This window comes from Thermosulfurimonas sp., from assembly GCF_015491435.1.
Classification (GTDB): domain Bacteria; phylum Desulfobacterota; class Thermodesulfobacteria; order Thermodesulfobacteriales; family Thermodesulfobacteriaceae; genus Thermosulfurimonas_A.
In genome coordinates, this window is sequence record NZ_WFVX01000138.1 from 1 (window position 1) to 13,322 (window position 13,322).

13 protein-coding genes are annotated in these 13,322 nt (G+C 61.9%); 5 read left to right on the forward strand and 8 right to left on the reverse strand.

The window, feature by feature from the left end:
* The 8 genes from F8J34_RS06250 to rpsB form a co-directional block, all read right to left on the reverse strand.
* A partial coding sequence (locus tag F8J34_RS06250; RefSeq protein WP_297057251.1) for a site-2 protease family protein occupies positions 1–738 on the reverse strand: 738 nt, incomplete at its 3' end.
* Positions 726–1,889 (reverse strand): 1-deoxy-D-xylulose-5-phosphate reductoisomerase, encoded by a 1,164-nt coding sequence (locus F8J34_RS06255; RefSeq protein ID WP_297057253.1) that lies wholly within the window; start codon positions 1,887–1,889, stop codon positions 726–728. The genes F8J34_RS06255 and F8J34_RS06250, both read right to left, overlap by 13 nt.
* Positions 1,886–2,659, reverse strand: a complete 774-nt coding sequence (locus F8J34_RS06260; protein WP_297057255.1) for a phosphatidate cytidylyltransferase — start codon at positions 2,657–2,659, stop codon at positions 1,886–1,888. The genes F8J34_RS06255 and F8J34_RS06260 overlap by 4 nt, the downstream gene beginning before the upstream one ends.
* A complete protein-coding gene (locus F8J34_RS06265) occupies positions 2,656–3,369 on the reverse strand; it encodes an isoprenyl transferase (protein ID WP_297057257.1) in 714 nt (237 codons plus the stop codon). The genes F8J34_RS06260 and F8J34_RS06265 overlap by 4 nt, the downstream gene beginning before the upstream one ends.
* 4 nt (positions 3,370–3,373) lie before the next feature.
* Entirely contained in the window at positions 3,374–3,928 is a 555-nt protein-coding gene (frr, locus tag F8J34_RS06270) for a ribosome recycling factor (protein WP_297057259.1), read from the reverse strand.
* Positions 3,925–4,644, reverse strand: a complete 720-nt coding sequence (gene pyrH / locus F8J34_RS06275) for a UMP kinase (RefSeq protein ID WP_363315428.1) — start codon at positions 4,642–4,644, stop codon at positions 3,925–3,927. Before pyrH ends, frr begins: the two co-directional genes overlap by 4 nt.
* The gene (tsf, locus tag F8J34_RS06280) at positions 4,641–5,240 is read right to left on the reverse strand and encodes a translation elongation factor Ts (protein WP_297057263.1); all 600 of its coding nucleotides are present in this window, start codon (positions 5,238–5,240) and stop codon (positions 4,641–4,643) included. Before tsf ends, pyrH begins: the two co-directional genes overlap by 4 nt.
* A 14-nt stretch (positions 5,241–5,254) precedes the next feature.
* Positions 5,255–6,100: a 30S ribosomal protein S2 gene (rpsB, locus tag F8J34_RS06285; protein ID WP_297057264.1), complete on the reverse strand. Its 846-nt coding sequence runs from the start codon at positions 6,098–6,100 to the stop codon at positions 5,255–5,257.
* 179 nt (positions 6,101–6,279) lie between these two features.
* Here rpsB and F8J34_RS06290 point away from each other — a divergent pair, with 179 nt between their 5' ends.
* From F8J34_RS06290 to F8J34_RS06310, 5 genes are all read left to right on the forward strand, one after another.
* A complete protein-coding gene (locus F8J34_RS06290) occupies positions 6,280–6,894 on the forward strand; it encodes a CerR family C-terminal domain-containing protein (protein ID WP_297057266.1) in 615 nt (204 codons plus the stop codon).
* A complete protein-coding gene (locus F8J34_RS06295) occupies positions 6,891–8,291 on the forward strand; it encodes a TolC family protein (RefSeq protein ID WP_297057267.1) in 1,401 nt (466 codons plus the stop codon). The genes F8J34_RS06290 and F8J34_RS06295 overlap by 4 nt, the downstream gene beginning before the upstream one ends.
* Complete coding sequence (locus F8J34_RS06300) at positions 8,288–9,451, forward strand: efflux RND transporter periplasmic adaptor subunit (RefSeq protein WP_297057270.1); 1,164 nt, start codon at positions 8,288–8,290, stop codon at positions 9,449–9,451. The genes F8J34_RS06295 and F8J34_RS06300 overlap by 4 nt, the downstream gene beginning before the upstream one ends.
* Complete coding sequence (locus tag F8J34_RS06305; protein ID WP_297057272.1) at positions 9,448–12,549, forward strand: efflux RND transporter permease subunit; 3,102 nt, start codon at positions 9,448–9,450, stop codon at positions 12,547–12,549. Before F8J34_RS06300 ends, F8J34_RS06305 begins: the two co-directional genes overlap by 4 nt.
* The coding region (locus tag F8J34_RS06310) for an electron transfer flavoprotein subunit beta/FixA family protein (protein WP_297057273.1) at positions 12,546–13,322 on the forward strand (777 nt) is incomplete at its 3' end. The genes F8J34_RS06305 and F8J34_RS06310, both read left to right, overlap by 4 nt.

Sequence of the window (13,322 nt, forward strand, 5' to 3'; positions counted from 1 at the left end):
GACTATGGCCACCAGGGTGAGTTTGATCAGGGCCAGGGTGCGGATAAGCCCCTCGGTGAAGGCCCGGTAAGGGGGAATCTTCTGGGTGACAAAGCGTCCGGAGGCCACGATGCCGATGACCGGAACCCGGACCTCTTCACCGAAAAGATTTTTCACCGTGCGTATCTGGGGCCGAAGACGGATGGTGAGGGTCTCTTCCTTTCGTTTGATCCGAAGGACCAGGGGACGGGAGCCGTGGCTCCTTACCAGCCGGGTGAGATCGTCCCAGGTGCGCACCGGGACTCCGTTTACCGCGGTCACCAGGTCCCCGGGTTTAATACCGGCCTGCGCGGCCGGTCCGTTGTCCAGCACCTTGCCCACCTCGGGAAGGAGAAGGGGTTTGCCCTTGACCGCAAAGAACAGGGTGAAGATGAACCAGGCCAGAAGAAAGTTGAAAAGAGGACCGGCAAAGACGATGAAGGCCCTCTGCCCGAGAGGCTTGGCGGAAAAGGCCCTATCCCTCAGATGGGGCGGGATCTCTTCCTCCCCCTCGCCCAGGAGTTTGACGTACCCTCCTAGCGGGATTGCGGAGAGACAGAACTCGGTTTCCCCTATGGTCTTGCCCAGGAGGCGCGGGCCGAAACCCACGGAGAAACGCAGGACCTGTACCCCGCACAGCCGGGCCGCCAGAAAATGCCCCCATTCGTGAAAGATGATCAGGAGCGAAAGTACGAATAAAGCCGCGGCTACCGTAAGCATAGCTCTTCTACCAGACTGTAGGCCAGCTCTCGTGCCCGGCGGTCTGCCGCCAGGATTTCCTCTAGGTTACCCGGTTTTCCGGAAGAGGAAAGCCGGGACAGGGTTTCCTGGATGAGGACCGGGATGAGATGGAAACCCAGTCGCCGGGAGAGGAAGGCCTCCACCGCCACCTCGTTGGCGGCGTTAAGGGCCACCGGCCAGAATCCTCCGCTTTTTCCGGCCTCGTAGGCCAGGGCCAGACAGGGAAATTTTTCCAGATCCGGGGTCTCAAAGGTCAGGGGACCGGAACGGGTCAGGTCCAGCCGGGGGTAGGGCAGGGGGAGTCTTTCCGGATAGGAGAGGGCATAGGCGATGGGGAGGCGCATGTCCGGAAGGGCCAGCTGGGCCAGAAGGGAACCGTCCCGGAACTCCACCAGGGAATGCACGATACTTTCCGGATGGATGAGGACCTCGATGCGGGAATAAGGGATCCCGAAAAGATAGTGGGCCTCGATGACCTCCAGCCCCTTGTTCATAAGGGTGGCGGAATCCACGGTGATCTTGGCTCCCATACGCCAGCGGGGGTGTTTCAGGGCCTCCTCGGGGGTGATTCGGGCGAAGCTTTCCGCCGGGCGCTTCCGGAAGGGCCCCCCGGAGGCGGTAAGGATAAGCCGCCGTACCTCCCGCCGCCGGTGCCCCTTGAGGACCTGAAACAGGGCCGAATGTTCGCTATCCACCGGGAGGATGCGGGCCTTCCTCTCCCTGAGGATCCTCAAGATCAATTCCCCCCCGGTAACCAGGGCCTCCTTGTTGGCCAGAGCCACGGTCTTTCCGGCGGAAAGGGCCTCCAGGGTGGGGGGCAGACCGGCCAGCCCCACAATGGCCGAGACCACCAGCTCGGCCTCCGGATGGGCGGCCAGTTCCCGCAGGGCCCGGTCCCCGACCCGGACCTCGATCTCCCGGGGCAGGGCCTCCCGCAGAGGGGGGTAGAGATCTTCCTGCTGGATGACCACCACCCGGGGGCGGAATCGTCGGGCCTGTTCGGCTAAAAGCTCCCAGTTGCTGGCTGCGCTTAACCCCAGAACACGAAAACGTTCCGGAAAGGCCTCCACCACCTCCAGGGTCTGGCGGCCTACCGAACCCGTGGAGCCCAGTACCACCAGGGTCTTCAACCCCACACCTCCAGAAAGGCGTAGAAAAACGGGGCCACAAAGAGCAGGGCATCCACCCGATCCAGAAGCCCTCCGTGTCCGGGGAGGATCCTTCCCGAATCCTTCACGCCGCAGGATCGTTTAACCATGGACTCCAGTAAATCCCCTGCCGGAGAAAGCAGGGAAAGGGCCAGGCCCAGGAAAAGGGCCAGGGGCCAGGGATAGAGCCCCAGCCAGCGGTTCACCGCCAGCCCTCCCAGGGTTCCGCTTATCAGCCCCAGGAGGAACCCCTCCCGGGTCTTCTTGGGGCTGATACGCGGGAAGAAAGGATTCCGGCCCAGGAGACGCCCTCCGAAGTAGGCTCCGGTGTCCTCCAGGATGACCACCGCCAGGAGAAAGAGGAGATCTCCCCGGCCTTTGGAGGCGATGAGAAAAAGGGCCCAGAAACCCAGAAAGAGATAAAAGAGGCCGCTTAAGGCCTGGGTGAAGTGCCGGAGGAAGTCTTCCTTTCGGAAATATACCAGAAAATAAAAGCTCGGAAGGGCCACCAGCAACCAGAGAGCCCCGGGGAGGGTCTTTGAGGCCAGGAAGAAGGCCCCGAAATAGGCCCCGCAGGAGATAAAAAATAGGCCCCGGGGGAACCGACACATCTCCCACCATTCCCGAAAGGCGTGCCCTCCCAGGAGGAGACTCAACCCGAAAAGCATCCACAGAGGCCCCCTCCAGATAAGATAAACCAGGGGAGGCAACAGGAACAGGGCGGTAAGTACGCGCAGGACGAGGTTTTTCATATCCTTCCGAAACGCCTTTCCCGGCGCTGATAATCGGCCAGGGCCTTAAGGAATTCCTCCTCGGTAAAATCCGGCCAGAGGACCGGGGTAAAATAGAATTCGGTGTAGGCACACTGGTAGAGCAGGAAGTTGGAAAGCCGCATTTCCCCGCTGGTGCGGATGAGGAGGTCCGGGTCCGGAAGATCCGCGGTGTAGAGGAAAGCGGAGAAAAGGGTCTCGTCGATCTCCTCCGGGGAGATCCGACCCTCCCGCACCGCCTGAGCCAGGAGTCGGGCGGCGCGGACGATCTCGGCCCGGGAGCCGTAACTTAAGGCCAGCACCAGGGTCATGCGGTGCCCCGAGGCGGTTTCCTCCTCGCAGCGGGCGATCATTTCCTGGATGTCCTGGGGGAATCTCTCCCGTTCGCCGATGATCCGGAAACGGATACCCTTTTCCAGCATCACCGGAAGCTCACTCCGGAGATAGTCCCGCAGGAGGTCCATGAGCACGGCGATCTCCTCCCGGGGGCGCTGCCAGTTTTCCCGGGAGAAGGCATAGAGGGTGAGCACCGGGATGGGGATCTCGCAGGCCTTGGTGATGATGCGTTTGGCGGTCTTTACCCCTTCACGGTGCCCGAAGAATCTGGGAAGCCCCCGCCGCCGGGCCCAGCGGCCGTTGCCGTCCATAATGATGGCCACATGGCGGGGCAGTCTTTCAGGATCAAGTTCCACCGGTCTAGACCGTCAGGATTTCTTTTTCTTTGGCTTCCAGAACCTTTTCGATCTCTTGGATGAATTCATCGGTGAGTTTCTGGACCTGATCCTGATAGCGCCGGAAGTCGTCCTCGGAGATCTCCCCCTCCTTTTTCATCTTCTTGAGGTCGTCCATGAGTTCGCGCCGGATATTGCGGATGGCCACCCGGGCCTCTTCGGCCATTTTGCGCACCAGCTTGACCAGTTCCTTACGGCGTTCCTCGGTAAGGGGGGGCACGGTAATACGGATGATCTTGCCGTCGCTGGTGGGAGTGAGGCCCAGATCGGATTCCTGGATGGCCTTTTCGATGGCCTTGATGGCGTTGACATCCCAGGGCTGGATGATGAGATAGCGCCCTTCCTGTACGGTGATGGTGGCCATCTGGGGAAGGGGCAACCTGGTGCCGTAATAGTCCACCTTGATGCCCTCGAGCAGACTCACCGAGGCCCGCCCGGTGCGTACCCGGGCCATTTCCTCCCGGAAGGTCTCCAGGCTCTTTTTCATCCGTCGGCGTCCGTCATCGAAGAGTTCTTTCATGCTTTCTCACCCCCCACCAGCGTACCGATATTTTCTCCCTGAAGGGCCCTTTTTATCTGACCGGATTTTAACATATTGAAGACCCTTACCGGAAGTCCGTGTTCCCGGGCCAGGGCGATGGCTGTGGCGTCCATGACCTTAAGCCCCCGGGATAGAACCTCTTCGTAGGAAAGATAATCATATTTTCGGGCCCGGGGGTTGCGCAGGGGATCGTCGTCATAGACCCCATCCACTTTGGTGGCCTTGAAGAGGATCTGGGCCCCGATTTCCAGGGCCCGAAGGGTGGCTGCGGTGTCGGTGGTGAAAAAGGGGTTTCCGGTGCCGCAGGCCAGGATCAGGATGCGACCCGCAGCCAGATGTTCCAGGGCCCTCTCCCGGTGATAGGGCTCTCCCACCCCCTCCACCCGCAGGGCCGAAAGGACCCGCACCGGGACCCCGACCCGCCGCAGGGCGTCCTCCAGGGCCAGGGCATTGATCAGGGTGGCCAGCATGCCCATGTAATCGGCCCGCACCCGGTCCATTTCCCGGGCCGAGGCTCCGCGCAGGATGTTCCCCCCTCCCACCACCAGGGCCAGCTCCACCCCCAGGGCCCGGGCCTCGGCCAGCTCCCGGGCCAGGGCCCGGAGTCGATCCGGGTCCAGACCGCTTCCCTCCTCTCCTCCCAGGGCCTCCCCGGATAGCTTGAGCAGGACCCGGCGATAGTGCGCTTCCACTATTCCTCACCTACCTGAAATCGGGCGAATCTCCGGATGACGATCTTCTCCCCGGTCTTGGCGATGAGCTCGTTCAGGAGATCCTGGATGGTAAGGTCCGGGTTCTTGATATAGGGCTGTTCCAGGAGCACCGACTCCTGGAAGAACTTTTCCAGTTTGCCCTGGACGATCTTTTCGATGACGTTTTCGGGTTTCCCGCTCTCCCGGGCCTGTTCCTCGTAGAGCTTTCTTTCCCTTTCCAGGACCTCGGGCGGGATGTCCTCGCGTCTTACCGCCAGGGGACTGGTGGCCGCGATCTGCATGGCGATATTATGAGCGAACTCCTTGAACTCGTCGGTGCGGGCCACGAAATCGGTCTCGCAGTTTACCTCCACCAGGACCCCTATCTTCTGGTTGGCATGAATGTAGGCCGCCACCACCCCCTCGCTGGTGGCCTTGGCCGCCCTTTTGGCGGCAATGGCCAGGCCCTTCTTGCGCAGGATATCCACGGCCTTTTCCATATCCCCACCGGCCTCTTCCAGGGCCTTTTTGCAATCCATAAACCCCGCGGCGGTGCGTGCCCGCAATTCTTTGATCATGTCCATGGTTATTTCCGCCATCTTCGTCCTCCTTTCTATTCCTCTTCCTCGAGTTTTTGGGCCTCTTCCTCCAGGGCCGCTTCCTTTTCTTCCTCCTGAAGCACCTCTTCAATGATGGCCTGCGCCTTTTCCTCCTCGGAGATCTCCTCCTCGGCTTCGGCGGCCTCCTTATCCGTTTCGGCAGCCAGTTTTTCCCGATAGATCTCCAGCCCCTCCATTACCGCATCGGCTATGCGCGAGGTAAGAAGCTTTATGGCCCGGATGGCATCGTCGTTTCCGGGAATGATGTAGTCAATGAGGTCCGGATCGCAGTTGGTGTCGGTGATGGCCACCACCGGTATGCCCAGCTTGCGGGCCTCGAGCACGGCGATCTCCTCCTTCTTCGGGTCCACCACATAGAGGACCTGGGGCAGAGACTCCATGTCTTTAATACCCCCCAGGTTACGCTCCAGTTTCTGCCGCAGGCGTTCCAGCTTGAGGCGTTCTTTCTTGGGGAAACGTTCGATGGTGCCGTCTTCCATCCATTGTTCTATCCGACGCAGCTTCTCCACACTCTGCCGGATGGTCTTGAAGTTGGTGAGGGTGCCTCCCAGCCAGCGATGATCCACATAATACATACCGCAACGGGTGGCCTCCTCGCGAATGGTCTCCTGCGCCTGACGTTTGGTCCCCACGAAAAGGACCTTCCCTCCCTCGGCTACCGTGTTCTTGACGAATTCGTAGGCGATCTCAAAGTACTTCAGGGTCTGCTGCAGATCGATGATGTGGATACCGTTGCGTTCCCCGAAGATGAAGGGTTTCATCTTGGGGTTCCAGCGCCGGGTCTGATGCCCGAAGTGCACCCCGGCCTCCAGCAGCTGTTTCATGGTGATGTGGGACATGAGAACCTCCTTTTTTCGGGTTTTTCCTCCGCCCCGGGCCCTCCCATCCGGCCCTGAAGGCCGGACACCCCGGAGAACCCGTGTACCGGGCGTGTGTTTTTGGCCGCTTTTTACCATCCAAATTCCCTTTACGCAAGTCAAACTTGCGTTTCAAACAATTGTTTGGTAGCTCTAGACCCATGGAGAGGGATCTCCGGCAGAGGTTGCTTACGGTGGCCGAGGACCTTTTCGCCCGGCGGGGTTATACCGAGACCCGGGTGAGGGAGATCACCTCCCGGGCGGGCTGTAATCTGGCGGCGGTCAACTATCACTTCGGCGGCAAGAGGAATCTCTACCTTGCGGTAATAGAGGAGCGCTGGGTCCCCCGGGCCCTGAGGATCCGGGAGGAATTTGTACGTAACCTTCATCGCTCCCCTTCCGGGCCGGAAGGGGTGGTGGAGGCCCTGTTCCGGGCCTTCTTCCAGAGCCCCTTTACCGAAAGGGAGAGCTGGCGTCATCGGCGTCTCCTGGCCCAGGAACTGGCCCAGCCCACCGAGGCCCTGGAGATCATGCTCTCCCGGGGCCTGAGACCCCTCCTGGAAACCATCCGGGAATCCCTGCAGGATCGTTTGCCCCCGGGGGTGCCCGAACGAAGGGTTCGCCTCACGGTCTTCAGCCTCCTGGGCCAGACCCTCTATTTCCATCTGGCCCGGCCGATGATCCAGAACTTCCTGGGGGAATCCCCTCCGGAGGACGAACTCCTTCGCCACGTAAAGGACTTCGCCCTGCGCGGGCTTAAGGGACTTACGGGATGAGACCGGTCTTTATCCTGGTACTCCTTCTGGCTCTTTCCGCCTGCGGTCCCCGGGTGGAGGGCGTCCCGGAGGTGTCCCTGCCGAAAAGATTTGCTCAGGATCGGGGAAACTACACCCTTCCCTCCCCTCCGGAAAGATGGTGGACCCTTTTCGGTTCCCCGGAACTGGATGGAGTGGTGAGAGAGGTCCTTGCCCGCAACCACGACCTGCGCCGGGCCCGTTTTCGCCTGGCGGAACTGGCGGCCCGTCTGCGGGTGGCCCGGGCCCGCAGGTTTCCCGAGGTCAACCTCGCTTTTTCCGGAAGACGCACCCGCAATACCCTGGTGGAGGCCCCGGAATTTAACTTTATCTTCGGCGAATTCCGCACCCAGGCGCAGGTCTCCTACGAGGTGGATCTCTGGCGGAAACTCTCCTCCGGTGAAAAGGCCGCCTATTTCGAGATGCTTTCCGCGGAGAACACCCGCCTGGCCCTGGCCCAGAGCCTGGTGGCGGAGACGGTTTCGGAATATCTCCGGGCCGGATTCACCCTGTGTGAGCTGGATCTTCTTTCCCGGGAGATCCGCACCGCGGAGACCCGTCTGCGGCTGCTCCGGAAACGTCTGGCCGAGGGGCTCCTTTCCGCCTCCGCCCTGATGGAGGAGCAGGCGCGGGTGGCGGCCTTGAGGGCTCAGGATCTGGCCCTCCAACGATCACTGGAGGAGAGTCTTCAAAAACTTCAGCTCCTTTCCGGGGTTTATCCCTCCGGGAACCTCCGTCTGCGGGAGGCCCGCAGGGTATGTGCTCTGGACCTTCCGCTGCCTCCTCCGGGGCTTCCCTCCCGGTTACTCCGCCGGAGGCCGGATATCCGGGCCGCCGAGGCCCGGCTGAAAGCCGCGGCCGAGAAGGTGAAGATAGCCCGGGCCGCCCGTTTCCCCCGCCTGCTCCTTACCGCCGAGGAGGGGCGGGTTTCCAATGCCCTCAAGGACCTTCTACAGAAGCGAAACCGGATCTGGACCCTTACCTTCGGACTCACCCAGCCCCTCTTTAACGCCGGAAGGCTCGGGGCCGAGGAAAGGGCCGCCCGCGAGGTCCTCAGGGAGGCCCGGGAGGAATACCTCAAGACCGTGCTTACCGCCTTCAAGGAAGTGGAATTCGCCCTTCTCTCCGAGGAAAGGCTGCGGGGGATCCTCCGGGAGACCCGCAGGGAATACGCGGATCAGAAACGGCGGGTCGTCTTCGCCCGGGAACGCTTTCGGGCCGGGCTCCTGGATCTTCCCCGGGTCCTGGCCGAGGAGATGACCCTTTTCGAAACCCAAAGGAAGCTCCTTGAGGCCCGGAAGGATCTCCTTCTCAATCGGGTCTTTCTCTTCAAGGCCCTGGGAGGGGATTTCGGGTTTCCGGAAAAGGAGGGGACATGAGATCCGGAGTTTCGAGGCGCTGGCTGGAGGTGGTGCTCTCTCTCCTGGTATTGAGTGCGGGGTTTCTTATGGCCCGGCATCTCATTCTCTCCCGTCCCCGCCCCCCGGCCAGGGAGAAGAAACGCCCGGTGCTAGTGGTAAAGACCCTTCGGGTGACCCCCCGCCCCTTTGTCTATCGGGTGGAGACCACCGGGACGGTGGTGGCTCCGCGGCGTCTGGAACTGGCCTCGGAGGTGGCCGGGAAGGTGATCTGGGTTTCTCCGCGGCTTTGGCCCGGGGTCAGGGTTCGGAAGGGGGAACTCCTGGTGCGTATTGATCCCACGGATTATCGGGCGGCCCTTTCCCGGGCCCGGGCCCGATTGCGCGAGGCCGAACGCACCCTGGCCGAACTCTCCGCCCAGGCCCGGCAGTCGGTGGCGGAGTGGAGGGTCCTTCATCCCGGGGTGCCGCCTCCGCCACTGGTGGCCAAGAAACCGGAACTGGCTGCAGCCCGGGCCGAGGTCGTCGCCGCCCGGGAGGAGGTGGAAAAGGCCCGGGCCGATCTCGCCCGTACCCGCATCCGGGCCCCCTTCGCCGCTCGCGTTCTGGAGGTGCGGGTGGAAAAAGGAGATTACGCCTCCCCGGGAAGGGTCCTGGCGGTGCTCTATCCCCTGGCCGGACTGGAGGTCTATGCCCCGGTGGCCGACTATTTTCTGCCCTACCTTACCGTCCCCGGTCTCAACGCCCCGGCGGGGACTCCGGGGTCTCCGGTGGAGGTCCTCTGGGAGGCGGGCCCGGAGGTGTTTCGTTACCACGGCCGGGTCCTCCGGGTGGGGGGAGAGGTGGAGGAAAAGACCCGGCTCCTTCCCCTCTATCTGCGCGTACAGCCGGATCCCGGCTCCCCGGAGCTTTTGCCCGGGGTTTTCGTCCGGATAAGGATTTACGGGAAGAAATATCCCCGGACCTTCGAGATCCCTCCGGAGGCCCTGGTCCGGGTGCTGGGACAGACCTTCGTCTGGGTGGTGGATAGGTCGGGAAAACTGGTGAAGCGCCCGGTCAGGGTCCTTTTTCAGGACGAGAAGCGGGTGGTAATCAGCGCCGGACTTTCCGCCGGCGAGAAGGTGGTGGCGCAGCGTCTTCCCGGGGCCCTTCCCGGAATGCTGGTGCGGGAGAGACCATGAGAGGGCTTGTCTCCTGGTTTGTGGAAAATCACGTCGCCGCCAATCTCCTCATGATCTTTGTCCTGGTCTCCGGGCTCCTCACCCTCTACACCATCAAGACGGAGATCATTCCCGAGGTAGCCGAGGACCAGATTGTGGTCCAGGTGGAGTATCGGGGGGCCTCCCCCCGGGAGATCGAGGACTCGGTGATCAAGCCCATCGAGGAGAAGATCGCCGGTCTTTCGGGCATCAAACGTATCCTCTCCGTGGCCCGGGAAGGGGAGGGCAGGGTCATCGTGGAGGTGCTCCGGGGGCGCAACGTTCAGGAGCTGCTCGATGAGGTGAAGACCCAGGTAGATAGCCTTACCACCCTGCCCCGGGAGGCCGAAAGGCCCATCGTCAAGAAGGTGGTCCTGCGCACCGAGGTCCTGACCCTGGCCCTCTACGGGGACACGGACCGCGAGACCCTCAAATACTGGGCCGAGAGGGTGAAGGACGCCCTGCTCGATCTTCCGGAGATCACCGAGGTGGAATATTTCGGGCTCTTTCCCCGGGAGATCCACATCGAGGTTCCGGAGGAGAATCTGCGTCGCTACGGTCTGAGTCTTCAGGAAATCGCCCGGAGGATCGCCCGGGAATCCCTGGATCTTCCGGCCGGCCGGATCAAGAACCCCCATCAGGAATATCTGGTAAGGACCCGGGGCAAGCGCTACTTCGCCGATGAGTACGGCGATCTGATCCTCATAGCCGGCCCCAAAGGGGGAAGCATCCGTCTGAGGGACATAGCCCGGGTGCGGGAGGAGTTAAGGGATAGCCTGGACTATGCGATTTACTACAACGGAAAACCCGCCACCGTGATCGAGGTCTTCCGGGTGGGGCGCCAGAACGCCCTTACCGTGGCCCGGGAGGTAAAAAACCATCTGGCGGAGATCCGGAGTCTCCTTCCTCCGTCCCTTCATCTGGAGATCATGCGGGATCGCACGGAGATCCTTAGGGCCAGGATCAGGCTCCTGCTTAAGAACATGGCCTTCGGTATGCTCCTGGTCACGGTCTTGCTGACCCTGTTCCTGCATCTCAATCTCTCCTTCTGGGTGATCTGGGGTATCCCCACCGCCTTCGCCTTCGGGTTGAGCCTGATGCCCTACTTCGGGGTTTCCCTCAATATGATTTCCCTCTTTGCCTTCATCCTGGTCCTGGGCATGGTGGTGGATGACGCCATTGTGATCGGGGAAAACATCTTTCGGCACAGGGAATCCGGGGCCTCCCGCTCCCAGGCCTCGGTGGAGGGAACCCTGGAGGTAGCCGGCCCGGTGATCTTCTCCGTGCTCACCACCATGGCCGCTTTCTGGCCCCTTCTCTACGGTACCGGAGCCATGGGAAAATTCATCCGGGTCATACCGGTGGTGGTCATCCTGGTCTTGGGCGGTTCCCTGCTGGAGGCCCTTTTCATCCTCCCGGCCCATCTCCGGGGGGCCAACCTTCCGCCCGGAGAACCCCTTCTGGCCGGAGCCCTGAGGAGGTTCGTGGATGGACCCTACCGGCGGTTTCTTTCTCTGGCCCTTTCCTGGCGTTATCTTACGGTCTCGCTCCTTCTGACCCTTCTGGTGGTGGTCTTTTCCCTGTGGCTTTCCGGAAGGCTGCGTTTCACCTTCTTCCCCCGGGTGGAGGGAAATCGTCTTTATTGCGTGTTGCGTATGCCGGCGGGGACCCCGCTTGAGGAGACGCTCAAGGTGGCCCGAAGGATCGAGGCCGCCGGGGTGCGGGTGGTGCGAGAGGCGGAAAAGAGGTCCGGCCGGCCTCTTCTGGTTTATCGGGTTATTTCCGCCGGAGCCACCATCTCCGGCCCCCACGGAGGTCCCCCGGAGATGGGGAGTCACATCGCCGGCATAGAGATCCGGCTGGTGGATGCGGAAAAACGTCCGGGTATAAGCACCCGCACCCTGGTGGCGGCCTGGCGACGGGCCGTGGGTTTCGTCCCCGAAGCCGATAGCCTGACCTTCACCGGGGAATTCTTCTCCATGGGAAAACCCGTCTCCGTGGCCCTTTCCCATCCGGAGGAAAAGACCCTTCTTCTGGCGGTAAGGGAACTCAAGAGGCGGCTCTCCCGCCTGCGCGGGGTCTATGACGTCCAGGATAGTCTGGTGGAAGGCAAGGAGGAGCTCCGTTTTCGGCTGAAACCCGGGGCCCGGAACCTGGGGATCACCCTGGAGGATGTGGCCCGTACGGTGAGATCCGTCTTCTACGGGGCCGAGGCCCTTCGCTTTCAGCGGGGGGAGGACGAAATCTCGGTCCTGGTGCGTTATCCCCGGAGGGATCGCGAGGATCTGGAGGTCCTGAAGAAGATGAGACTCCACCTTCCCGATGGACGCGAGATTCCCCTCCTGGACGTGGCTCAGCCCTATTTCGCTCCGGGGTATGTGAAGCTCGAGCGACTCAATCGTAAACGGGTTATCTATGTCCAGGCCGAGGTGAACGAGCGGGAGATCACCGGGAGCGAGGTTCGTCGCTGGCTCCGGAACCGTGTCCTTCCGGAGCTGGTCCGCAGATACCCCGGGCTCACCTATTCCTTTGAGGGAGAGGGGCGTGAGGAGGCCCAGACCATGCGCGAACTGAAGAAGGGGTTCCTCCTGGCCCTGGTGGCCATCTATACCCTCATCGCCATTCCCCTGCGATCCTTCTCTCAGCCCCTCATCATCATGCTGGCCATCCCCTTCGGGGTCGTGGGGGCCTTTCTGGGGCATTTACTTCTGGGGTATCAGCTCTCCATCCTGAGTTTCTTCGGGATCGTGGGGCTCTCCGGGGTGGTGGTGAACGACGCCATCATCCTGGCGGATCTGATCAATCGCCTGCGGGCCGAGGGAATGGAGATACGGGAGGCCGTGATTCTCTCCTGTCGCAGACGTTTCCGCCCGGTTATCCTCACCACCATCACCACCTTCTTCGGCCTCCTTCCCATGATCTTTGAGCGAAGCCTTCAGGCCCGTTTCCTCATCCCCATGGCCATAAGCCTGGCCTTCGGGGTCCTTTTCGCCACCGTGATCACCCTGGTGCTCATCCCCTGTTCCTACTTGATCTGGGAGGAGATTTCTGCCATCATTAAGAGAAGGGGTCGGAGATGAATATTCTGGTTTCCATAAAACAGGTACCCGACACTACCAATATTCGGATCAATCCCGAAACCGGCACCCTCATCCGGGAGGGGGTGCCCTCCATTGTCAATCCTTACGATGTGCACGCCTTGGCCCTGGCCGGGGCGTTGAAGAGGCGTTATGGAGGGCGGATTACGGTGATCACCATGGGGCCTCCGCAGGCCGATGCAGCCCTGCGCGAGGCCGTGGAATACGGAGCGGATCGGGTCGTTCTTCTTTCCGACCGCAAGTTCGCCGGGGCAGACACCCTGGCCACCAGCTATACCCTGGCCGAAACCATAAAGTACCTGGCCCGGGAGGCCCCGTTCGATCTCTATCTTTTCGGGAAACAGGCCATCGATGGGGATACGGCTCAGGTGGGGCCGGGGGTGGCCACCCGTCTGGGGGTTCCACTCATCACCTATGCGGTGCGGGTGGAGTGTTTTCCGGAGGAGAAAAAGATCCGGGTCCACCGGAAGACCGAGCGGGGGCTGGAGGTGCTGGAGGCCTCCTTCCCGGTGCTTATTACCTGCGATCGGGAGGTCGCCGAGCCGCCCTTTGCCCCGCTCTCTGCCCTGATCCAGGCCCAGACCATCCAGCCCGAGGTCTTTACCGCCGAGGGCCCGGTCCCCTTTGAGAGGGATCGGCTCGGACTCAAGGGTTCTCCCACCCGGGTCCATCGGGTCTTTACCCCGGAGCTCAAGAGCCCGGGGGAACGCCTCCTGGTTTCCGAGGTAGGGGTGGAGGAGGCGGTGCGGCGTATC